Source organism: Nitrospira marina, assembly GCF_059568365.1.
Genome location: NZ_JCANTH010000001.1, coordinates 912,983 through 935,065, shown reverse-complemented (window position 1 = coordinate 935,065; position 22,083 = coordinate 912,983). Strand labels below are relative to the sequence as shown.

At 49.4% G+C, this 22,083-nt stretch carries 22 protein-coding genes; 19 read left to right on the top strand and 3 right to left on the bottom strand.

Features of this window, described 5'->3' with window-relative positions; translation table 11 throughout:
• Window positions 1–22: 22 nt before the first annotated feature.
• The 3 genes from LX98_RS03930 to LX98_RS03920 form a co-directional block, all read right to left on the bottom strand.
• Complete coding sequence (locus LX98_RS03930) at window positions 23–913, bottom strand: formate/nitrite transporter family protein (protein ID WP_496427652.1); 891 nt, start codon at window positions 911–913, stop codon at window positions 23–25.
• Window positions 914–1,406: 493 nt separating this feature from the next.
• Window positions 1,407–1,886: a cupredoxin domain-containing protein gene (locus LX98_RS03925; protein ID WP_496427651.1), complete on the bottom strand. Its 480-nt coding sequence runs from the start codon at window positions 1,884–1,886 to the stop codon at window positions 1,407–1,409.
• Window positions 1,887–2,260: 374 nt separating this feature from the next.
• A complete protein-coding gene (locus LX98_RS03920; RefSeq protein ID WP_496427650.1) occupies window positions 2,261–3,160 on the bottom strand; it encodes a MerR family transcriptional regulator in 900 nt (299 codons plus the stop codon).
• A 578-nt stretch (window positions 3,161–3,738) separates the two neighbouring features.
• On the opposite strand from LX98_RS03920, the gene LX98_RS03915 reads away from it, so the two are divergent.
• The 19 genes from LX98_RS03915 to LX98_RS03825 all read left to right on the top strand — a co-directional run bounded on the left by LX98_RS03915 (window position 3,739) and on the right by LX98_RS03825 (window position 21,834).
• Entirely contained in the window at window positions 3,739–4,287 is a 549-nt protein-coding gene (locus LX98_RS03915; protein WP_496427649.1) for a c-type cytochrome, read from the top strand.
• A gap of 154 nt (window positions 4,288–4,441) precedes the next feature.
• Complete coding sequence (locus tag LX98_RS03910) at window positions 4,442–5,497, top strand: SUMF1/EgtB/PvdO family nonheme iron enzyme (RefSeq protein WP_496427648.1); 1,056 nt, start codon at window positions 4,442–4,444, stop codon at window positions 5,495–5,497.
• A gap of 310 nt (window positions 5,498–5,807) precedes the next feature.
• Window positions 5,808–6,167 (top strand): hypothetical protein, encoded by a 360-nt coding sequence (locus LX98_RS03905; protein WP_496427647.1) that lies wholly within the window; start codon window positions 5,808–5,810, stop codon window positions 6,165–6,167.
• Window positions 6,167–6,970: an SUMF1/EgtB/PvdO family nonheme iron enzyme gene (locus tag LX98_RS03900; protein ID WP_496427646.1), complete on the top strand. Its 804-nt coding sequence runs from the start codon at window positions 6,167–6,169 to the stop codon at window positions 6,968–6,970. Before LX98_RS03905 ends, LX98_RS03900 begins: the two co-directional genes overlap by 1 nt.
• A gap of 335 nt (window positions 6,971–7,305) precedes the next feature.
• Complete coding sequence (locus LX98_RS03895; RefSeq protein WP_496427645.1) at window positions 7,306–8,223, top strand: TIGR01777 family oxidoreductase; 918 nt, start codon at window positions 7,306–7,308, stop codon at window positions 8,221–8,223.
• A gap of 45 nt (window positions 8,224–8,268) precedes the next feature.
• Entirely contained in the window at window positions 8,269–8,850 is a 582-nt protein-coding gene (locus LX98_RS03890) for a redoxin family protein (protein ID WP_496427644.1), read from the top strand.
• Window positions 8,851–8,861: 11 nt separating this feature from the next.
• Window positions 8,862–9,347, top strand: a complete 486-nt coding sequence (locus LX98_RS03885; RefSeq protein WP_496427643.1) for a DUF4149 domain-containing protein — start codon at window positions 8,862–8,864, stop codon at window positions 9,345–9,347.
• A gap of 11 nt (window positions 9,348–9,358) precedes the next feature.
• Window positions 9,359–9,847 (top strand): PDZ domain-containing protein, encoded by a 489-nt coding sequence (locus tag LX98_RS03880; RefSeq protein WP_496427642.1) that lies wholly within the window; start codon window positions 9,359–9,361, stop codon window positions 9,845–9,847.
• A 199-nt stretch (window positions 9,848–10,046) separates the two neighbouring features.
• Window positions 10,047–11,081 carry a DUF1722 domain-containing protein gene (locus tag LX98_RS03875; protein ID WP_496427641.1) on the top strand — a complete coding sequence of 345 codons (1,035 nt, stop codon included), beginning with the start codon at window positions 10,047–10,049 and terminating at the stop codon, window positions 11,079–11,081.
• On the top strand, window positions 11,074–12,045 hold the full coding sequence (locus LX98_RS03870) for a MerR family transcriptional regulator (protein ID WP_496427640.1): 972 nt from the start codon (window positions 11,074–11,076) through the stop codon (window positions 12,043–12,045). The genes LX98_RS03875 and LX98_RS03870 overlap by 8 nt, the downstream gene beginning before the upstream one ends.
• Before the next feature lie 12 nt (window positions 12,046–12,057).
• Window positions 12,058–12,567 carry a CbiX/SirB N-terminal domain-containing protein gene (locus LX98_RS03865; protein WP_496427639.1) on the top strand — a complete coding sequence of 170 codons (510 nt, stop codon included), beginning with the start codon at window positions 12,058–12,060 and terminating at the stop codon, window positions 12,565–12,567.
• A gap of 135 nt (window positions 12,568–12,702) precedes the next feature.
• Window positions 12,703–12,978, top strand: coding sequence for a VOC family protein (locus LX98_RS03860; RefSeq protein WP_496427638.1), 276 nt, complete (start codon window positions 12,703–12,705; stop codon window positions 12,976–12,978).
• 68 nt (window positions 12,979–13,046) lie between these two features.
• Window positions 13,047–14,294 carry an FAD-dependent oxidoreductase gene (locus LX98_RS03855; RefSeq protein WP_496427637.1) on the top strand — a complete coding sequence of 416 codons (1,248 nt, stop codon included), beginning with the start codon at window positions 13,047–13,049 and terminating at the stop codon, window positions 14,292–14,294.
• Between the two features lie 225 nt (window positions 14,295–14,519).
• Window positions 14,520–15,158, top strand: coding sequence for a globin (locus LX98_RS03850; protein WP_496427636.1), 639 nt, complete (start codon window positions 14,520–14,522; stop codon window positions 15,156–15,158).
• 89 nt (window positions 15,159–15,247) lie between these two features.
• Window positions 15,248–16,204 (top strand): ethylbenzene dehydrogenase-related protein, encoded by a 957-nt coding sequence (locus tag LX98_RS03845; RefSeq protein WP_496427635.1) that lies wholly within the window; start codon window positions 15,248–15,250, stop codon window positions 16,202–16,204.
• Window positions 16,205–16,836: 632 nt separating this feature from the next.
• Complete coding sequence (locus LX98_RS03840) at window positions 16,837–17,355, top strand: pyridoxamine 5'-phosphate oxidase family protein (RefSeq protein WP_496427634.1); 519 nt, start codon at window positions 16,837–16,839, stop codon at window positions 17,353–17,355.
• Complete coding sequence (locus LX98_RS03835) at window positions 17,328–19,616, top strand: PEP/pyruvate-binding domain-containing protein (protein WP_496427633.1); 2,289 nt, start codon at window positions 17,328–17,330, stop codon at window positions 19,614–19,616. Before LX98_RS03840 ends, LX98_RS03835 begins: the two co-directional genes overlap by 28 nt.
• A 176-nt stretch (window positions 19,617–19,792) precedes the next feature.
• Entirely contained in the window at window positions 19,793–20,677 is an 885-nt protein-coding gene (locus tag LX98_RS03830) for a phosphate-starvation-inducible PsiE family protein (protein WP_496427632.1), read from the top strand.
• Between the two features lie 269 nt (window positions 20,678–20,946).
• A complete protein-coding gene (locus LX98_RS03825) occupies window positions 20,947–21,834 on the top strand; it encodes a phosphate-starvation-inducible PsiE family protein (protein WP_496427631.1) in 888 nt (295 codons plus the stop codon).
• The last annotated feature ends 249 nt before the right edge of the window (window positions 21,835–22,083 follow it).

Below are 22,083 nucleotides of genomic sequence, written 5' to 3'. Positions count from 1 at the left end.
CGTCTACAATCCATGGTATTTCCTAATTTCTCCGACTAACTGCGAGGGGCTGAGACAATAATTTCCCCTCCGGTGGAAGATGGATCGGCCGTGGCGATTCAGATGCCACTTCTTCCACGACCCTTTCTGTTGTCTTGATCCACCCACGCACAGGACTGATGATCCAATAGGCACCTCCCATAAACACGACCCCACCGACGATATTTCCCGATACCACCCACATTTGATTCCAGAAAAACCCTGCCCAGGAAACATCCGGACCATGTGGAAGAAATAACGCAATTCCCAGTAGCGATTGATTCGCAATGCTGTGTTCAAACCCGCTTCCGATGAACGCGAAGAGGCACCAAAAAATCAGCATGATCTTTGCGGCATCATTGGTCGTGCGTGCCGCCGTCCACACAGCCAAACACACGAGCCAATTGCACAGTATCCCGCGAATAAACAGTTCCCCCATCGGGAGATTCATTTTGAGCGATGCGACGTTCAGCAGGAGATCGCTTTGCGGCGCCTTCCCCACCGCGCCGGATTGTGCGACCAACCAGGCCAAACCCAATGATCCGGCGAGATTGCCCACAAACGACCAGAAAAAAATCAGCCCGACCTCTTTCATGGTGATGGCTTTCGCCAGAGCACCAAGTGCACACACCATATTGTTTCCGGTAAATAGCTCCGATCCCGCAAAAATGACGAGGGTGAGCGCAATGCCAAAAGACACCCCCATTACGAGTTTCAACCCGGCCGATCCCCCGGCCCAAAAGGGTGCTCCAACACTAAAAATCAAACAAATTCCAAACCCGAGATAAATGCCGGCCAGGGCGGATAAGACGAGGTATCCGATGGGATTGCTTCGGCGGTACTCCACTTTCTTCTCTGCCAGTTTTATCATCCGTTCGACATCCACCGTATGCATGACGTTCTCCTTAACCAGGTTGTTCAGTTATCCAACAAAAAAAAAGCGCCAACTGCCTGGCCTAAGGTCGAATTCTTCCGCCTTACCCGGGCAGTGGCGCCTTTGCCACCTTCCCCACCGTTCGCTCCTCGAATGATGGAGTATGAATTTTGTTTCTTACCTAGTTGCTAAACCGTTTGTTTGGGAAGATGGTCAATTTAAAATATCAGTTTCCTCGACCCATCACCCCTTTGTTTCGCATTCGACTTTAAAAAAAAACGCCCAATCCCCTTGAGAGGAATCGGACGTCCATAGTCCAATATTTCATTTTCAGCAAAAGTAACGTCATCGTTACTTAACTATAGAGTATTTTTTATCAGACAAAGTGACTGAAGTCAAACGTGCTGTTCACAATTTCATAATCTTCAGTCGCTGTTGACTCAATCAATACGAAGGGGGTCCTAGATCGCCTAGATCCAGGGCCCCCCATTGTCATTAACCTAACGGTCGAGGGTTAAAAGGCACCGGTTCCAGTCCTGGAATCTGCGACAACCACTTCCCCCCTCATGTTCCCCTTTCCGTGAATGGGGCAGTAGAACACATCCCAACTCCCACCAAAGTTTTCCCCCACTTTGGGTGTGACTTTGAGTACCACGGTTTTCCCCGGCATTATCTTCCAACCGCTAGCGGCTCCGTCCTTAACCTCATCGGCTTCCCCAGACATCTCCACATCCATGTGCTTGAACGACTTGGATACGAATTCGTGGGGTGTCATGTCTTCGTTCTTCAAGGTAATGGTGTTGGTCATTCCGGCGTCCATGGTGAAACCAGGGGTCAAGGTGCCGGATGGGCTTTCAGAGGTTATGTGATAACCATTATCCTTCATCACGATGGTCGTGGTCGGCCCTACTGCCGCCAGGACCGGAAACGCCATGGCGAGAACGAGGGTTCCCATAAGTAAAAACTTTGAATGGTTAAAATTGAAATTCTTCATAAGGCCTCCAGTGGGTAGTGAGTTATAAAATTTTGAAAGGTGGGGGAACCGATTTCTCAAAATGCATTCCCTCTTAACCTTCCCTTCTTAACTCACAGTACAGATAAACATTTCACAACATCAAACAATGTTTAACAAAACATTAGACAACATTAAACTAATAGGTAAATTCCCTCTGGAATCTCGGGCAGGAAAACTCGTTTAAATTGAGAAGAAAAATCACTTTGACCTACATGGCCATGATGAATGCACAGGCTGACAAACCAAAATATGTCCAGCGAGAGATGGAGAGAGAGAAATACGAAAGATCAGTAAGGAAATGGCATCACGGAAAAAGCCATCAAATGGCCTTTAATGGAGAGGAGAAAAACCCTTTAGTGAGGAAGAGAGCGTACAAAGGCATCAAGGGATTGCATGTCTGGAAAGACCGTGATCTTTTCATCCAAAAAAAGAGAAGATTGGGCTTGCGCAAATTGTCCGCCTACGCCGATCGGTGCAAGGGGTTTAATGAGTGAGGCTAATTCCTTGACGATCATTTTGGCCTCTGTCAGGGTACGATCGACCGTCAGGGAAAGGAGAACATAAGATGGGCGGAATTGTTCACAAAATTTTGCCAGTTCGGGAATAGGAAGATTGGCCCCTAAATAATGTACGCGACATCCACGCACCGCACACAGGTAGGCTGCCGTCAAGGCCGATATTTCGTGCCACTCCTGGGCCGGACAGGCCACAACCACATGCGGATCTCCCTCTGATAATTGAAATTGATTTAGGGCTGAAAAGATTTTTTGCTTGACTTGGTTTGAGACGAAGTGCTCTTGGGCGACTCCCATCACGCCGTCATGCCAAAGCTGGCCCACCCTTTCCTGTAGTGGAAGCAGGAAGCGGTGCAGCGCTTCCTCAAACGGGATGACAGCCAATGCGCCATTCAATTTTCGCTGAAAGGCGGGCCGATTGCCCTCCTGGATCGCCTGAATCAATTCGGAGATTAGGCCCTCGGAGTGTGGCGTCTCAATCGAGTATTTCACCCAGTCCTGCTGGGCCAACCCTAGGAGTGTTTCCCGACCGGATTCCGCCAGTTGCCCAATACTCATACCCTGATCGACTTGTGATTTCAGATACCTGAATAGTCGGACATCTTCATCATTGTAGAGCCGATAGCGATTCGCTCCCCTAGTAGGATCTACTAATCCATAGCGTTTTTCCCAAGCGCGAATGACATGTGTCGAAATTCCCGTAAGCTTTGAGAATCTTTGAATTCTATACATTGTCATACTAATAAATTACATTTATTGTCTAATGTATGTCAAATACCTAAATAAAAAACAATTGACAAACATTATACTAAGTGATAAAACTTTCATCATACTATAGACAAACATTAATTGTCGGTCATTCCTATAGGTGATGATTATTCAACGGAGGAGCTAAAATGTATATCCAAACCCAACTTCAGAACACTGGCTCAAGTGGCAGGTCTGTTGCCCACCCTGGTAAATCACCGACATGCTCTAGATGCGGGGGGCTCCTAGTCAGCACGTTCTGCGTTTCCCCAGAGGAAGGAACCTCTGATTTTCAAATTCCTGTCGCTAAGTGTCTACAATGTGGTGATGTGATCGACCCGGTAATTATGAAGCACCGATTTTCGAAGACCCTGCCACAACCGCAACCCAAGAAGAGGCGCCAATTTCCTAATCTGCAGGCCATTACAAAAGGATGAATTGAGTAACAGAGACATGTATTCAATCTTTCATGATCTATTCTTTCACGGGTAAAAATCTCCATATTAATAACTTTTCCATCATTCGAAACAATTTTTACAGGCATACGGAACAATTACGACAGGGCGGCCATGAACTTTTTTCTCACCAAAAATTTATCCACAGGCTTTATGATGCAGCGAAACCATTTTTTTTATTTCACTTACCTAGCCGTTTTCCTTATAATAGGTTGCGGTCAAGGAGGCACTTCTTCTCGACCAACCTTAGACGTTCCGCTTGAATTCGCCGACAAGCACATGCCAGAGGGATGGTGGAACGACCCAGTGGTTTTGTCGGAAGGTCGTCTTCTATATCAGGGTGTAACGAAACCCTTCGTGAATTGTGCGAAATGTCACGGCAGGGATGGGAAACCCACAAAAAAAGGGGCGCCCGACCTAACTGATGCCAGGAGAGTCAGTAGGTTTTCCGATTCCTACTGGTTTTGGCGCATCGAGGAGGGAATTCCCATGACCTCGATGGAGAGCTGGTCCAAAAAATTATCTGATCAGGAGATCTGGAAAATTATTGCCTACCAACGGAACTTTGCATTGAGGGGGCAGGTCTATAATCCTGCAACCGACAGATGGGAGGACCCGGAAGCCACGCAGAAACCTGATGATAGCCAGGAAAAATCACAATGATACGGAGCATCGACCTATATGCAAGAGAACTCAGAGAGAAGGAGGTAAAGATGTCTGTGTGTTTTGCAACAGGCCGGGCCGGCGGTTAATGCGACGGAGTGTCACATTTAAAATTCATTATTAATCTTATGATCCACCTGGGAGGTATGAAGTGATGATGTTCAAAAACTCACTCGCTGAAAAAAGCAAAGTCGCCAATCGGCTTAGAACTCAATTGTTCGCATCCGCCCTGATCGTTCCGGCCGTTCTTCTGTCATTCGGTTCTGTGCTGGCCAATGAGATGGTCCACATTCCATCCGGAAAATTCATTATGGGAATCGATAAGGTCATGCCGACCTCTGCCAAGGGTGGAAAGTTAAAACCCTGGTCCGCCGAAGCTTTTCATGATGAAGGTCCTGCACACCAGGTTGAGTTGGGCTCCTACATGATCGATAAATACGAAGTGTCCAATGCCGAGTATAAAGAATTCATGAAGGCCACAAATCATCCTGCGCCCGCCTACTGGGACGACCCTCGTCTCAACAAGCCTAATCAGCCAGTAGTCGGAGTCAATTATAATGATGCAACGGCCTTCTGCGAATGGAAGGGGGGACGTCTGCCAACCGAGGCCGAATGGGAAAATGCCGCACGCGGGCCGCAGGGACTCAAGTATCCATGGGGAGACCAGCTCGACCCCAAGCTCGCCAACTTCGGAAGGAATCAACCTTCCACCATGCCGGTCGACTCTCTCCCTGAAGCAGCCAGCCCCTATGGACTTCATCATATGGCCGGGAATGCATTCGAGTGGGTTTATGATTGGTATGATCCCCGGTTTTATGAAAAGGGTCCATTCACCATGAACACGACCGGTCCGGAAAAACCGGTATGGCTCGGGGGAACCGGTCTCTATGTTGACCGGCTCACGACCGGTGAAAAGAGAGTGATCCGCGGTGGGTCTTGGAATGCCCCCGTCACAAGTATTACCACCACGCATCGGTTTTGGAATCAACCCATGAACAACAGTTACGGTGTGGGCCTGGGATTCCGGTGTGCCAAGACAGCCACCAAAGAACCGGAGCAATACGTGCAATATCACTTCATGCATGCTCTGATCAGCATGGGAGAAGAAAAGTGGAAAGACGCGCTTGATGCAATAGAGAAAGCCCTCAAGGAGGATCCGGAAAATGCAGAGTATAAGGCCACCCGAGATGTCATCAAAAAGATGATGTAAGCATTTCGGATAAGATTCTGACGAGGCAGCATCATCAAGATCTGCCTCGTCACCCATCACTCTCTGCGAGCCGTCTTATGCTGGCAAGCACAATCAAGTAGTTCAACGAGAACCCAGCTTCTCGGTCATTCCTCTTCAGTAAGAAACCAGGAGACAGTGCGAATGGGGTGTCCCCGAGTGGAGACCAGAATCCGAAGCTTACCCAAAATACGTCTGAGGAATTCAACGTAGTCGCACCCTATCCGATAAAATCCTGAAATGGAGTGGCGGGAAAGAAGATTCAGAAGAAAATTCTTAATAAGAGGTTGTCATGAAACACCTGTTACCAATCGCAATCTTACTGCTAGGCCTATTCTCTGTCCCCGCGGCAGCCGAGCCAATCCGGCCAACTCAGGATAGCCTCGACGAAGCCCAACATCTTATCCATGATGCTGGCCATTCCATGGATAATGCATGGGATGCCTTTCACAAAGCCGCCCTGGGAGGGACTCTGGCTTCTCCGGAAATTCAAACTGCCGCGGAGGCAGACCTGATGAAAGGTCGCGACCTTTTGCGGAAAGCCATGATGGCGCAACATGAGGGCAACATAGAAGAGGTGAGAAATTTAACGAAACAAATCCAACAATTGAGTACTGAGATCCAACGAAAAAGTCAATTGGAGAAAGAATAATGTTCCTGCTGTCAATAATGGTATTCCTCTTGTCCATAGGGTTGGCACAACCCTCATGGGCACTTCATCTCGAAGAACAATGGGATTACGCACCGATGATCAAGATTCCTAAGGGTCCCTTTCTCCGCGGAAGCCTTCCGGAATCTGGTCGATTGGACGAATTCCCGCAAAGGGAAATTTATCTGGATGAATTTTTCATAGACAAGTACGAGGTCACCAATCATCAATATACAGAGTTTTTGGTGGCAACCGGACATAGGGAACCGTTGAACGTGTATGGAGAGGTCTCTCTAAGCCAGGAAGAGGGGATCGATCATTTGCCGGTCGTTCAAGTGAACTGGAATGACGCTGAGGATTACTGCATATGGTTAGGGAAACGTCTTCCAACCGAAGCTGAATGGGAAAAGGCAGCCCGGGGGATTGATGGGCGGATCTTTCCATGGGGAAACTCCCCTCCCACGAAAAACCTCGCGAACTATGATCGGGAATGGGATGACGGCAATGCGCTTCAATTGATCGGGACTCTTCCAGGCGGGGCATCACCATATGGCGTGCAAAACATGGCCGGGAATGTCAGGGAGTGGGTAAAGGATTGGTACGCCGAGGACTACTACAAAGATTCCCCAGATCGAAATCCCAAGGGTCCGAATTCAGGAATTCTGAAAGTCGTTCGGGGTGGCTCCTGGCATAGTTTGGAGTCCGATATCAGGACGGCGGCCAGGGGGAAGGGAGGGTTTGCCCTGAAAACTCATGGAGTGGGCTTCCGATGTGCCAGGGATATTAAATCACCTGAGGCTCATTAAAGCTGGGCCATGATATGAATCTCTCTGTATTGCGGAGAAAGATTGACCGGAAATTTGAAGGCCCACCATGCATAAAATCTAATAACTTATCCACGAGTGTTTCGGCATAAGGCCATCTCCCTACCTTGGCCCCCATCCCGGTTCATATGAGGTGTAAAACTCAAGGACACGCTGCTCATGAAACCATGGATTATCTCTCCTCACATTTTTGATCCTCTTAACCATCCGGAATTTACCCAAATCCGGCGCATTCCGGTTGGGAATGCATGTCGCTGGAACTTCTTCATTTTCAACTTGAAGGGCGGGATGAAGGAAGATTCCCGAAAGGAGTGGTTATGAAATTTGTCATTGCGGGGGGAACAGGATTTGTCGGACAACAACTCTCACAGCTGTTGATTGAGAAAGGGCACGACGTTTTCATCTTATCCCGACAAAGAGGGAATCGCAGTCCCTCGTCCGGTGACCTCGGTCACCTGGTCCAATGGGATGGCTCCTCTCAAGGTCCATGGGCTCGAGAGTGCGAGGGCGCCGATGTGGTGGTCAACTTATCAGGGGCATCCATTGCGGATTCCCGCTGGACCGACAAACGAAAACAAGAACTCACCGATAGCCGCGTGCAACCAACCCGGACCCTGCTGCAGGCCATTCAGTCCTGGTCCAACAAGCCTCATACCTTTATAACCGCTTCAGGAGTGGGATATTACGGAGATACCGGAGACACCCTCGTGGACGAAGCCTCCGGAAGCGGACATGGGTTTCTTGCCAAACTTTGCCGGGAGTGGGAAGGCGAAGCTCTCAAGGGCGAAGCGATGGGTATCAGAGTCCTGGCCGTCCGGTTCGGCATGGTGTTGGGAATGGACGGAGGAGCCCTGCCCAAAATGATGTTTCCGTTTAAGCTGTTTCTCGGCGGACCGGTCTTACCGGGCAGTCAGTATGTCGCCTGGATTCACCGGCAGGATCTTTCGCGATTGATCGTCTGGCTGAGTGAAAACCGTTCTGTGTGCAGCCCGGTCAACGGCGTGGCCCCCGAAACGGTCACAATGCAACAGTTTTGTGCAGCCCTGGGAAAAGCCATGCATCGGCCATCGGTATTCCCCGTTCCACAATTCGTCTTACGCATCGCACTGGGAGAAATGTCCACCGTGCTGACGACCGGGCAGAAGGCTCATCCGAAGAAAGCGCTGGAAGGTGGATTTTCATATTCCTATCCCACCCTTCAGATGGCACTTCAATCACTCATGGCCCATACATGACCTACGGCTAACTGGTTGGCCAATCATGGGATAAGGATGCACATCATGAAACAGCAATTCACCACACCGGCAAGACGGGCATTTTTTATGGCTTTCCTGTGCCTTCTAACCCTCTGGATGATAACCATCTCAGCTTCTCCCTCCGCCATGGAAAAGCCGATTACCATCACAAAAGGACAGCCCGTTCCCTCTGTCAACGTCCTCGGAAAAGATGGAAGGACCGTGAACCTTAATATCTTGAAGGGTCACGTCACCTTGATCAGCATTGTTCCCCAATTGAATACTCCGGTATGTGATGAACAAACACACCGGTTTAGTGAACGCAATGGCGGGCTGGATCAAATGATGACCTTTGTCACATTGAGCACGAATACGTATGAGGACCAGCAGACGTTCTCCACCGAAACAAACATTCACAATATGACCTTTCTATCTGATGCCCCTGATTATCATTTCGGGACCAGCTCCGGCCTGCTCCTCGAACAAATCGGCATTCTTCATCGCGCCGTCCTGGTGCTGGATTATCAAGGCATTATTCGATATGTTGAAATGGTACCCATGGGACAGCTGCCTGATTTTGACCAGGCCTTGCAGGTGTCCAAAAATCTGCTCGCCAATGTTTCTTAAGAGGTGACGCGATGACTGAACACATTCTCATTTTTTTTAATTTGTTGGCCAGCGCAGTGTTGGTGGGGAAAATTGTCTTTCTTTCCTTCGTCACAGCACCTGTGCTTTCCCGGACGCTGGATGCCGATGCCTTTGCACGAGTCGTGCGAAGTCTGTTTCCTCCCTACTACGGATTGGGAATGCTCAGTGCCGCCGTTGGATGGTTCACCAGCCTCGCCCTGGGCTTTTTCCATGGATTCGGACCCGTGGTACTTGTCCCCGCTACGTTGTGGTTGGGAATACTGGCGATCGAGCAGTATTGCCGAACTCCTCTGATTGCCCAGATTAATGAACTCAGTGATCAGCTCAAAGCCAAACAACTCAAAGGGATTTCCACACCTCTCCTTCAACGACAAAGAGATGGCCTCCATCGGCGTTCCGTGCAATTAAATTCTCTTGTCCTTCTCATGGGTTTGTGTGTCCTCGGTTTTTCCGGTCTGTCATCTACACTGCCATAAGGGAGATTTCTATGCTGATACGCTTACCCTTCAATACCTATCCAAATCGGTGCCTCAAAATTTTAGGAGCCGTGCTCCTTTCAGCGATAGTATGCACACCATTGGCCTTGGGTGAGGATGTCCGCTCTATTGATTCAGCGGCTCCCACGAATCCTCATGCCAGTCCTCCAGGCCCCAACACACCCCCTCCCTCGGGGATTGTGGGACTTGCCTTGCATATCACAGCCGGTCGAATTGGCGAACCCGCTCGATTGATCATTCGCGCCGTACATCCGTCCGGGCCCGCCGCACGGGCCGGACTGAATCATGGGGAAGAAATTCTGACCGTCGACGGGGTCCCCCTAGCCGGGAAAACCTATCAGGAAGCGGTTGGGCTCATCCGTGGAGAAATAGGAAGCAGCGTAAGACTGGGGCTCACAGGTCCCCAAGGTGAACGCACCGTCAGTCTGGTTCGAATCAGCGAATCGGTCTTAATGGAGCAAACTCCTCAAGCCATGTAAGCGGATTAAAAGTGTCCAGGACAGCAATCCATCCCTCTGGGTCACCGAATCCGAAGTGTTGATCAAGCTGAAAAGTATTGGGGCGGCTTGGGAGGCTGATGGTGTATGAACGGGTATTCAACGCCGGAGAAGAATTGAGATATCTGCAACACGGGTCACGCGGATCCATCACCCCTTAGGAGAGGGATTACATATCCATATGACCACACGATTAATCGACATCGATCTCAAGCCTCACAACAAAACGACTCAACTTGACAAAAATTTGCCTGAGTCCCTATCAGAACATAAGCCGCGATTGGGCATCAGCCAATGTCTGCTCGGCGACACGGTTCGATACGATGGCGGACACAAACGGGATGCCTTCCTCACAGATGTGCTGGCCCCGTTTGTCGAATGGCTTCCGGTCTGTCCCGAAGTAGAAGCGGGACTAGGCACCCCTCGAGAGGCCATGCATTTGGCCGGCAATCCCGATGCCCCACAACTCCTGACCATCCGCTCCCACATTGATCACACCGCTACCCTGCACGCCTTTAGTCAGCGCCGGGTTCAGGAGTTACAGGAAAGTGATTTGGATGGATATATTTTTAAAAAAAGTTCCCCCAGTTGCGGAGTCTATCGGGTCAAGGTTTATACCGAGAAAGGGCAACCTTCAAAACAGGGAACCGGTATTTTTTCAGCCGCCTTTCAACAAGCGTTTCCCCTACTCCCTGTGGAGGAGGAAGGACGCTTAAGCGATGCGCCCCTTCGAGAAAATTTTATCGAGCGCATTTTCTGTTATCGGAGGTGGAAAATCCTCCTTCAACAGCATCGGATCAGCCGTGGTGCCATTGTCCAATTCCATACCCGTCACAAATATTTATTGCTCACCCACAGCCGTTCGCATTATCAGGACCTTGGACAACTCATCGCGAAGGCTGGCCAATACACACCCGGTGACCTGGCCAATCACTATGGCCCGCTCTTTATGGACGCGCTGAAAAGCAAGGCCACAGTGCGAAAACATGTCAATGTCCTCCAGCATCTGGCGGGCCACTTTAAAAACCAACTGAGCCCGGTTGAACGGGCCGAGTTGCAGGAAACCATTCAGGATTACCACCGGCATCTCACCCCCCTGGCCGTGCCGCTCACGCTCATTAAACATTATGTGCGCATCCTGGCTGTACCCTATTTAGTTGACCAGGTCTATCTCAACCCGCACCCCAAAGAACTCATGTTGCGTAACCATGTCTAACAGTCCAAAGGATTCCCAGACCTATCGGATTAAATCTGTGGCCAGTACTACTGGACTCAGCACCCACGTGATCCGGAAATGGGAAGAACGCTACCATTTAGTCCATCCCCAGCGAGGCCCTAACGGCTATCGACTCTTTACCGAAGATGACATTCAATTTCTCCTTTATCTGAAATCACAATTGGATCATGGTGAATCCATTGGGCAATTGGCGCAAGCCGGTGAGCACGAACTCCGACAATCGATGAATCATGTCCCTCTCAATCTCTCGGGAATAGCCTCTCTCTATTGGAATGACACCCAGGACATGATTCGGTTGGCCCGGCACCAGGATGTACGGGCCATTACCACCATGATTGAGAAATGGATCAATCAATTGGGGCTTGAGAAAGCCTTGGATGGCATTATTTTTCCGGTCTTGCGCCTGATTGGCGACCTATGGCATCAAGGTGGGATAAGTCTGAGAGGGGAACAAAGCGTGAGCCGGTTGGTGCGTCAACACCTTGTAAACGTTCTACGCGAAGAACCACCTCTGGGTGGACCTCACGCCTTAATCGCCTGTGTGCCTGGAGACTTTCACGAAATTGCTCCACTGACTGCGGCGGTTCTTCTGCGAGGTCTTGGATGGCACAGCATCTATCTCGGGCCCAATGTGGCATTTGAGATGTTGGAAATGGCCCTGCGGCGAAAAAAAACACAGTTGATTCTTCTTTCCTGCAATCTTGAACCAGGAGAGAAAATAGTACGATCCTGGCTGCGAAAGATCTCTCGACTATTTCGGCCATCGTGTGCGGTGATGGTGGGCGGACCGGGGTTTAAACCGTATGCGCCTCTTCTTCGTACCCACAACATTGCATATTTCACGCAAGTCCATGATGTCAAAACTTTGCAACTACGAACTGGCATGGGTGAAAGCGCCAGGACTTTCCACCCATCATCATCATTCATTTCTTGGCAATCATAGGGAGTTCACAACATGTCAGAAGTCAAAAAAGCCATTCTTCTTGTCGGACACGGAGGCATTCCCAAAGGATATCCGTCTGATCTCATCACAAAACTTAAACGCCTTGAAGCCCAGCGAAGGGCAACAGGCAGTCCCATGTCGCCGGAAGAGTTAGAATTGGACATCAAAGTTCGCACATGGCCCCGGACTCCTGAAACGGATCCTTACCAGGCTGGACTCGAATCCCTTGGGACCGCCATGAAGCCACTCTTAAATGGTTCGTTGTTCGGCCTGGCGTATAACGAGTTCTGCGGACCGACACTCGCTGAAGCGGTTGAATCCCTCATTCACCAGGGAGCACAGACGATTACCGTGGTTTCGACCATGTTTACTCCGGGAGGATCGCATTCCGAAAGTGAAATCCCCGAAGAACTGGAAGAACTTCGCAAGAAACACCCAACGATTACTCTCATCTATGCCTGGCCGTTTAACCTGGAAAAGGTCTCAAAAATGCTGATAGAGCACATCCAACAATTTTCATAGGGTTTAATTTTTACCCTTCCTTAAACACCCGTGAAGAGAGGTAACCTAAAGCGCATGGCGCCCAAAGGGCAAAACACCTTGACCAAAAAGCCAAATTCCTCGTCCAGACCTCCAAAACTGGATTCGATCCATCATGTGGCAATTCCAGTCCCGAACGTGGCCGAAGCGGTCGAATGGTATACCTCCCGCTTCAATTGTTGCGTGGATTATATCGATGAGTCCTGGGCGCTTTTGGCCTTCGCCAATACCAAGCTTGCCCTGGTCCTCCCTCAGGAACATCCTTCACATTTTGCGCTCAGTCGTCCGGATGCCAACAAATTTGGAGATCTCGTCACCCATCGGGACGGACTCAATTCGGTCTACATCACCGATGCCTTCGGCAATTCGATTGAGGTGTTAGAAGAGTCATAAATTGCACATCTTTCGACACAACAGCCATATCTTTTTTTTTCCTTAGCTTACACAAAGATATATCTTCTATGAATGCTGATGTGCTCATTATCGGAGCCGGCCTTGCCGGACTTTCCTGCGCAAAAACCTTAGGGGATTATGGAATCGATTTTTTACTTCTGGAGGCATCCGAAGAGGCAGGGGGGCGGATTCGGACAGATCACGTCGATGGCTGCCTTCTGGACCGTGGCTTCCAGGTCTTTTCTACTGCTTACCCTGAGGCCAGACGCTTATTGGAGTATCCTGCCCTCGAGCTCCAACATTTTTTCCCTGGTGCGGTAATTCGGTGTCTTGAAGAATGGCATCGAATGCCGGATCCCTTCCGACATCCCTTTCAGAGCATTCAAGCGCTTTTCACCCCTATCGGAACCCTTTCAGACAAAATCCGGGTGGCCACATTCCGCCACCGGGCAGGTACTGGAACCTTGAACGATCTGTTTCAAAGGCCCGAAACTTCAACACTCCAACATCTCAAAGATTTCGGATTTTCTTCCTCCATGATCGAACGATTTTTTCGGCCCTTCCTTGGTGGCGTATTTTTGGATCCGGAATTACAGACTTCCAGTCGTATGGCAGAATTTGCCTTCAGGATGTTTGCGTCTGGAGACATATCACTTCCCGCCTGGGGGATGGGAGCCATTCCCCGACAATTGGTATCCCGTCTTCCGGCAGGACGGATTCAAACTCGAGCCAGGGTTGCATTCATTCGGAAAACATCAGTGACCTTGGAATCCGGGGAAGCCCTATCCGCTCGCGCTGTTGTCGTGGCCACCGACGGACCAGCCGCAACGAGACTTGTTCCCGGTCTCAAATCATCCCCCTATCGCCACGTGACCTGTTTCTACTATGACGCCCCAGAGCCGCCCTATTCAGGACCACATCTTTTATTAAACGGAGAAGGGGTCGGTCCAATCAATAATCTCTGTGTCCTCACTCAAATTGCCCCGACCTATTCCACGACCAATAAGCAATTAATCTCCGTTTCAGTGTTAAACCATGCGGATCCTTCCAAGGAAGACCTTGCCCTCGGGGTTCGCCAACAATTGCGTGAATGGTTTGGTTCACAAGTCGAAGACTGGCAGCCAATTCGAGCCTATCACATCACATCCGCTCAACCCGTCCAAGTCCCACCATTTCCTAATCCGTTATTCCGTCAGGCACATGTTCAGGATGGAGTCTTCGTGTGTGGGGATTTTTGTGCCACCGGGACTATTGATGGGGCCCTCTTTTCCGGTCGCCGTGCGGCGGAGGATATTCGCAAATGGCTGGAGACCTGATATCCGGCATCCTCCCCGTTTTCAAGAATTCTCTCACCCGACAAAATTCCAATTTTGATTGTGGTCATTGAGACAGTCTGCCTTCAGACACGCACACACAGAGATTGAACGGTCGGCTTGTCTAAGGTTTTCCATTTCCTTCCGGCCTCCTTTAGCCTCCTTCAGATCCCAGGGTGTACACTGTTAGTGGAGCAACATTCAGAGACCCTACGGAAAGGCGTTGACATGGATCAAATTACCCCCAAATTTTCAGATACGGACATTCATATTCTGGAATGTGGTCTAGGATGGATTAAGGACGCTGAGGATGCTTTTGCCGATAAGCTTTTTCATCGCCTGTTGCGGGATCATTCTGAGGTTACAAGTTCTCTCCTATCATTGGGACTACAACCATTCAGTAGGCGAATCGTCCAGATCCTCGATACGATTATCAGGGAGATTCGCTCATCCGGAGAAATTCATTCATCCATCAAAGACCAATGGACAGACCTGCTTTCTACAAAGATGAACCACCTCGAACCTCAACAACTGCTTAAGATGGCGGAAACATATTTGGACATTTTCTCCGAGTTAGCGGAAGATGCCTGGAGCCCTGCGATGGAATCCGCCTGGAGAAAAATCATTCACCAAGTGAGCGTCAACTTGTGGGGACAACAACCTGCATCCTTGTCACTTACTAACATTTCATTGCCTTTTCCATTCTTCAAAAGGAGGAATCATCGCATGACTCAACCGTTTACATTTTTTTTGGGGACCTTCATGATTTTGGCAGGCGGCATCGCCTCCATCGGGCTTTGGAGTCGTTATCGGCTGGCAGAAGTCAAGCTATCGAGGAAACCAAGACTTAAAAAAGCCTGGTGCTGATTTGCCACCGGTGTGATAACAAGGTTCCAAAACAATACGTCCAACCATCGGAAACATTGAGAAATGATCGTTCAGCGTAAAGGAGAAATATGAAAAATCCAACGCATCAACGCCCAATGACTTCAATCCTGCTCGTTTTTGGAATTCTGGCGATAGGGGCCATTTTCGCCATGGTCGACATCCCACTGGCGGTCAGCCAACCGGTGACGATTCCGATTGCTTCCATCACAGGAGACATCGCCATGGATGCGGCCAATCCAATTTGGGAATCCGTCCCAGGAGTGGTGGTGCCATTAAGTGGCCAGACCATCACCACCCCCATGCATCCTAACATCTCGGTGAAGACTGTCATGGTAAAGATGGCGACCAACGGCAAGGACATTGGTGTATGGGCAAACTGGGGTGACCAGACCCTCAACAACACCACCATTGGACCTCAAGATTTTCGAGATCAAATGGCCATCCAGTTTCCGGTTCAGGATGCCGGAGCTCCTCCATTTCAATGCATGGGTCAATCGGGGGGAACCGTGAATATTTGGCGATGGAATGCTGAATGGCAAAAAGACCTTGGCGCGGGAGTGGCCGGCATGTGGGACGTGGATCAACAATACCCCGCAATCGCCTGGGACTACTATTATGAGGAGCCGTCAGGAGGAGTCACGTATACGAATCGGACCGGACGAAGCTCCGGCCCGTTTAATGAGGGTATCTGGTCAGGAAACATCATGTCAGACCCGGCACTTCGGATCAGTTCAGTAGAAGATCTGAACGCCAATGGCTTTAGCACTCTCACCACCCAGGCGACACAAAATGTGCTGGGCAACGGATTGTGGGAACCGTATGGTGCCCTCAAGGGAGGGTGCTGCAATGGACCAACGTGGCGGGTCGTGATGAAACGATCCTTGACGACTGATGATCCCAGTGATGTCCAGTTTAAATCCGGCTCAAGCTTTCCGGTGGCCTTTGCCGTATGGGACGGCTCGAATGTAGAGCGTAATGGGATGAAAGGGATTTCGACCTGGTTTACCGCTCAAATGCCGAATTAGTCAAAGGTTTTTTCTAGGAGGATGATCAGTTTACCCTGGGCCCCCGGCTAAAGCCGGGGGCTTGCCTCATATGTTGTCCGTTCGAAATTGATGGGTCTTTGGCGTGGAGGCTAACCTGGCATTTTCGCCGGATACTTTCACTTTCAGAAACTTCAGAGAACCAGATGAACATGCTGTCTCCCAACATTCATCAAGTATGTCAGGCCTCTTCAGTGATTTATTCGGACTTGAAATAGCCCTGTCCCCTAGCCGCGGAATGAAGGGTCGGGACTCCCCCACCGTCAGGCTATCCTTCATCTCAGTCGTGTTTTTTTAATTTTCATGTTGTGGAAATTGTTTTTTTTTAATAATGATAGTATACCTATCATTTAAACAAACTTGGCTTTGCCCATCTCCTTAATTGGATCTCAGCCAAAATAGTCATGCCCGTTTAAGCGCTGAGAGAAAGGTTCCAGCCCTACCTCGTTTTTTTAAGAAAAAGATTTTTCCGGCAAACCCATGATCAATCAGCATCATGCCACAGCAACACAAATAAGTATTCCGTTAATGGCTGAGATTTGAACAGAAAAACAGGTCTCACATTCTGGAAAATATCTCTTTCAATAATATCAAAATACAAAGAGGGAACTAACGTGATCGAAGAACCTGCGCTCGGTTTTGAATATGATGGCGAAAACCCTTCGTCCAAAGAACCTGGAGAGTCTCTTTCTCTTCGAATTAGGCGGCTGATGGAGTCTCAGCCCTTCGCGGTGTTATGCACACAGGGGGAACAGCATCCATATGGTTCTTTAGTGGCTTTTTCGATGACAGAAGATTTGGCCACCGCGGTCTTTGCCACCCCTATCACCACCAGGAAATTTAAACTCCTGAGTCAAAGCAATCGGGTCGCCCTTCTGATCGACAATCGGTGCCAGCATCCCGACAATATGATGAATGTGGAAGCCGTCACTGCAACAGGACAGGCCAAACGTGTTGAAGAAAGCATGGACTTCGAATTCTGGTCGCGTTTATTGACAGCACGCCATGGGTATCTTTCCGGCTTCGTTCGCGCACCAACCGTGGCACTCTTTTGCATTGAAATCGTGAGGTATTTTCATGTCGAACGATTTCAGGAGGTCCGACAGTGGATTCCCCAAAAAATACCTGGATAGTTTCCCTTGGCGAGACGGCTGGTCATGATGTGAATGTGGTTGGAGGAAAGGCGGCTGCTCTCACAAGGATGATCTCTGCAGGTGTCCAGGTTCCATCGGGTTTTTGCCTTACCGTGTTTGCCTATCAACACGTTCTTTCTCGGTCAGACCTGCCGAATGTCATTCAAATGGAGTTGGGACGGAAACCCTTGGACAAGATGCGCTGGGAAGAAATCTGGGACTCGGCCTTGCGAATCCGATCAGCCTTTTTGAGAACTCCCCCTCCGCTTGAGCTTGTGCAAGCCGTCTATGAGGCTCTATCCTGGCTAAATTCGCAACATCCCCTTGCCGTGAGATCTTCGGCTCCTGGGGAGGACTCGGCTCAACGTTCCTTTGCCGGGCTTCATGAATCGGTCGTGAATGTTCAAGGCAAGGAATCGGTGATTCGAGCCGTGCAGGCGGTTTGGGCCTCCCTCTGGTCGGATGCGGCCTTGCTGTATCGCAAGGAATTACTCCTCGACCCACGCCACAGTCTCATGGCCGTCATCGTTCAGGAAATGGTTCCTGCTGAAAACTCCGGCGTCGCCTTTGGGCGTGATCCTCGAAACCAGGCTCTGGATAGGGAAATTGTGGAAGCGGTCCCGGGCCCATGCTCGAATTTGGTTGACGGACTCTTGGAACCTGACCGGTGGATACTCAACCGGAGCTCCGGGGAAGTCGTCGAGTGGAAAGCGGGGGTCCGGAATAGCGAACAACATGACTCGGCCCTCTTGAATGATCATGATCTACAAGTACTCCATACACGTCTTGGACAAGTGGAGGAATTGTTCGGATGGCCTCCCGATATGGAATGGGCGGAACAAGGTGGCATACTGTCAGTCCTCCAGGCCCGTCCCATTACATCCGGTCTGTCTGTCATCCAATCAGATGACCGTGGCTGGTATCTGACCCTTCGCCCGAAACTCCCACAACTTCGTCAACTGGCAGAAAAAGTTTCCAAAACATTAATTCCTGAACTTGAACGCCTTGGAGCTCAATTGGCCACCCAGAACATTGAAATACTGGATGACAGCCATCTTGCGGAATGTATGGAGGAAAGACTTTCTACCCTCACATCCTGGAGGGAAATTTATAAGAAAGACTTTATTCCTCTTGCCCATGGGGTACGCTATTTGGGGGCCTATTACAATGATGCCCTTCAGCCCCGGGACCCCTATGAATTCATGCTGCTCCTCAGGGGACAGGATTTTCTCGCTTCCCGACGCAATGCCGCTCTTGAACACATTGCACAACAGGTCCAAAATATTCCCCTCCTCAAAAGAAAACTCAAGGAAAGTGCGATATCCGTATCGGACAAGTCATCAGAAAACTGGGAAGCTCTGAAGCAACAAATTATGAATATCCAAGGTGGGCCTGATTTTCTGAGGGATTTCGATCGCTTTCTCTCGACCTTTATGGACACCTCCTATAATGGTGAACGTCTGGTGGATCGGCCGGACTCGTTGTTCAATTTGATATGCCAGGTCGAGACTTTCGCCACAACAAAACCAGCGCAAAGGGAGCAAAATGGAAAGACCAACTCCATGGCCATTCAACAGCGTTTGATAGAGGCTGTAGGAATGACGCGCGAGGATGAAGCCCGGGAGGTCATCGCCATCGGCCAACTCAGCTGGCGCCTCCGTGATGATGACAATATTCTTTTGGGACGCATTGAAAGCCAGTTCCTTCGAGCGTTGCATCTTGGAGCTACCCGTTTACGCCCAGCCGGGCGACTGACCGGAAAAAATCCAAGTGAAACAACTGCACCCCTTATTTGCCAACTACTTCGAGATCACCAACACGATCCCATTCACGTTGACGAAGATGAATCAGAAGCCTTGCATCAAACCTCGGACACCAACGAAAAACCCCGTCAGCTCATAGGACAACCGGCTTCTCCCGGCCTGGCAGAGGGACCGGCATGTGTCGTGAACGGCATCGAAGAGTTTCGCAATTTTCAACGAGGCGACATTCTGGTGTGTGAGTCGATCCAACCGACCATGACCCATCTGGTTCTTCTCGCCTCAGCCGTTGTGGAGCAACGTGGGGGCATGTTGATTCACGGTGCCATTATTGCGCGTGAACTTGGCATTCCATGTGTGAATGGCATTTCCCATGCGACAAAAGTCATTTGCCATGGGGATCAATTGATGGTGGATGGTCACCTTGGAATTGTGACGATTGGAGATCCGGATTTCGAACTGGAGGACCAGGCCTTTTCCGAACAACCGTACCCAATCTGATTGGCATCCCAATTCAATAATTGTGAAGAAAATAAACGGCCAAGGCTTGGGGATAGTGAAGCCTATTTTCTACTAAATTTCCTGAAGATCCTCAAGTGAAATTTTGAACGGTCAATTGATCTGTATTGTGAGCTCTATGAGGTTTTTTTAGCCAAAATATAAGGGGGATTCAAACCATGATCCAAATCACCTATTTGAGTTCGGCCACACGAGCCATGTCTCAGGGTGACTTAGAAGACATTCTGAAAACGGCCCGAGAAAATAATGCCCGCTTAGGCATCACCGGAATGTTGCTCTATGGCAATAAAACCTTTATTCAAATCTTGGAAGGTGAAGAGGGCGTGGTTGATGAATTAGTCAAAACCATCAAACGCGATCCGCGACATACCAATTTTCAGATTGTCAAGAAAAAGCCCATCGACCAACATGAATATGCCGACTGGAGCATGGGCTTTAAACGGGTCTCCGGCGAGGACTTTGAGGCGGTCAAAGGACTCGAGGATTTTGAGGAGAAGAATTTCAATACGACATTTTTGGGCAGTCATGCGAGTCTGGTCGACTCCTTGATGGATCATTTCCGGAAGGAGCGAATCAGAAAAATCGGCCAGGAAGAACTCTCCCTGGATGAAGAAGATCGGTTTATGAAAATTCTTCATCACACTATTCGCGGAGCCGTAAAAGTTCTGGCCGTACTCATGGTCTTTACCATTCTCTGGGGCGTGGTTGATGTCGTATATATCCTCTATCAACAGCTAGTGGCCCCCACCTTTACCACGTTCAGCATTCGGGATATTGTCACCACCTTCGGTGCCTTTATGGCAGTGCTCATCGCAATAGAGATTTTCATTAACATTACCCTCTATATTCGAAAAGATGTTATTCACGTCAAATTAGTGGTGGCCACCGCTCTGATGGCGATTGCCCGAAAGGTCATAATATTTGACTTTTCCAAAATCACCCCACTTTATATCTTCGGCACGGCGACCGTGGTGTTGGCTTTAGGCATCACCTACTGGCTGATAGACAGACCGTTGCCCACCGGTGAGTCAGAAAATCAATAGGTACCCACGACCTTACGGAGGTGGTGTTTTGAATTTCGAGCTTCGCTCGTCTTGCGTTGTCGTGGTCTATCCCTGAAATCGTGGACACATCTGAACCACGCGAAAATGTCCGAACAGGGAGAGCATGAAAACCCGCGAAGACTTAGACACACTCTCAAGGAGGCCTTTCTCCGAAAACGGGTAATGACCAAGCCACTACGCTAGGTGCCAATGACAGCTTGCGACGTCCGCCTTAACCTTCAGAGAGTAGTCGGAAGGAAATTGAGCCCATGATCCAAATCACCTATTTGAGTTCGGCCACACGAGCCATGTCTCAGGGTGACTTAGAAGACATTCTGAAAACGGCCCGAGAAAATAATGCCCGCTTAGGCATCACCGGAATGTTGCTCTATGGCAATAAAACCTTTATTCAAATCTTGGAAGGTGAAGAGGGCGTGGTTGATGAATTAGTCAAAACCATCAAACGCGATCCGCGGCATACCAATTTTCAGATTGTCAAGAAAAAGCCCATCGACCAACATGAATATGCCGACTGGAGCATGGGCTTTAAACGGGTCTCCGGCGAGGACTTTGAGGCGGTCAAAGGACTCGAGGATTTTGAGGAAAGGAATTTCAATACGACATTTTTGGGCAGTCAGGTGAGTCTGGTCGATTCCTTGATGGATCATTTCCGGAAGGAGCGAATCAGAAAAATCGGCCAGGAAGAACTCTCCCTGGATGAAGAAGATCGGTTTATGAAAATTCTTCATCACACTATTCGCGGAGCCGTAAAAGTTCTGGCCGTACTCATGGTCTTTACCATTCTCTGGGGCGTGGTTGATGTCGTATATATCCTCTATCAACAGCTAGTGGCCCCCACCTTTACCACGTTCAGCATTCGGGATATTGTTCCAATATTTAGTTCATCGTTAGCCCCAATCATTGCCATAGCAATTTTCATTAACATTACGCTCTATATTCGCCAAGACGTCATTCACATCAAATTAGTGTTGGCGACCGCTTTGATGGCCATCACCAGAAAGGTGATCATATTCGATTTTAAAGAAATAACCCCGCCCTATATTTTTGGGACTGCTGCGGTCGTATTGGCTTTAGGCATCACCTACTGGCTCATCGAAAGACGGCTCACCTGGAGTGAGTCCGACAATCTGAAATAAAAAATGTAATTTATCTGCTCCTTTCATTGACGAAAGACTTGCCCTGTCTTGCGTCATACCCGAAATTAAGGCTCTTTTTGCAAATACGTTTTCACGGTCCTATATCCCCGCGAGAAGTGGCTACAATTTACTCAGTCGTCGGACATTCTTGTATTCCAGCTCTTCCAGTCTTTGCGCCCATGTAATTCTCGACCAACTATGATCCCGTCACCTCCTGTAATCGGGTTGCCCTGTCGCGCCCACCTCCCG

What these genes read in the sequence shown, in the direction of transcription:
- LX98_RS03930 (WP_496427652.1), bottom strand. Translation starts at nt 913, where the DNA reads ATGCATACGGTGGATGTCGAACGGATGATAAAACTGGCAGAGAAGAAA.
- LX98_RS03925 (WP_496427651.1), bottom strand. Translation starts at nt 1,886, where the DNA reads ATGAAGAATTTCAATTTTAACCATTCAAAGTTTTTACTTATGGGAACC.
- LX98_RS03920 (WP_496427650.1), bottom strand. Translation starts at nt 3,160, where the DNA reads ATGACAATGTATAGAATTCAAAGATTCTCAAAGCTTACGGGAATTTCG.
- LX98_RS03915 (WP_496427649.1), top strand. Translation starts at nt 3,739, where the DNA reads ATGAACTTTTTTCTCACCAAAAATTTATCCACAGGCTTTATGATGCAG.
- LX98_RS03910 (WP_496427648.1), top strand. Translation starts at nt 4,442, where the DNA reads ATGATGTTCAAAAACTCACTCGCTGAAAAAAGCAAAGTCGCCAATCGG.
- LX98_RS03905 (WP_496427647.1), top strand. Translation starts at nt 5,808, where the DNA reads ATGAAACACCTGTTACCAATCGCAATCTTACTGCTAGGCCTATTCTCT.
- LX98_RS03900 (WP_496427646.1), top strand. Translation starts at nt 6,167, where the DNA reads ATGTTCCTGCTGTCAATAATGGTATTCCTCTTGTCCATAGGGTTGGCA.
- LX98_RS03895 (WP_496427645.1), top strand. Translation starts at nt 7,306, where the DNA reads ATGAAATTTGTCATTGCGGGGGGAACAGGATTTGTCGGACAACAACTC.
- LX98_RS03890 (WP_496427644.1), top strand. Translation starts at nt 8,269, where the DNA reads ATGAAACAGCAATTCACCACACCGGCAAGACGGGCATTTTTTATGGCT.
- LX98_RS03885 (WP_496427643.1), top strand. Translation starts at nt 8,862, where the DNA reads ATGACTGAACACATTCTCATTTTTTTTAATTTGTTGGCCAGCGCAGTG.
- LX98_RS03880 (WP_496427642.1), top strand. Translation starts at nt 9,359, where the DNA reads ATGCTGATACGCTTACCCTTCAATACCTATCCAAATCGGTGCCTCAAA.
- LX98_RS03875 (WP_496427641.1), top strand. Translation starts at nt 10,047, where the DNA reads ATGACCACACGATTAATCGACATCGATCTCAAGCCTCACAACAAAACG.
- LX98_RS03870 (WP_496427640.1), top strand. Translation starts at nt 11,074, where the DNA reads ATGTCTAACAGTCCAAAGGATTCCCAGACCTATCGGATTAAATCTGTG.
- LX98_RS03865 (WP_496427639.1), top strand. Translation starts at nt 12,058, where the DNA reads ATGTCAGAAGTCAAAAAAGCCATTCTTCTTGTCGGACACGGAGGCATT.
- LX98_RS03855 (WP_496427637.1), top strand. Translation starts at nt 13,047, where the DNA reads ATGAATGCTGATGTGCTCATTATCGGAGCCGGCCTTGCCGGACTTTCC.
- LX98_RS03850 (WP_496427636.1), top strand. Translation starts at nt 14,520, where the DNA reads ATGGATCAAATTACCCCCAAATTTTCAGATACGGACATTCATATTCTG.
- LX98_RS03845 (WP_496427635.1), top strand. Translation starts at nt 15,248, where the DNA reads ATGAAAAATCCAACGCATCAACGCCCAATGACTTCAATCCTGCTCGTT.
- LX98_RS03830 (WP_496427632.1), top strand. Translation starts at nt 19,793, where the DNA reads ATGATCCAAATCACCTATTTGAGTTCGGCCACACGAGCCATGTCTCAG.
- LX98_RS03825 (WP_496427631.1), top strand. Translation starts at nt 20,947, where the DNA reads ATGATCCAAATCACCTATTTGAGTTCGGCCACACGAGCCATGTCTCAG.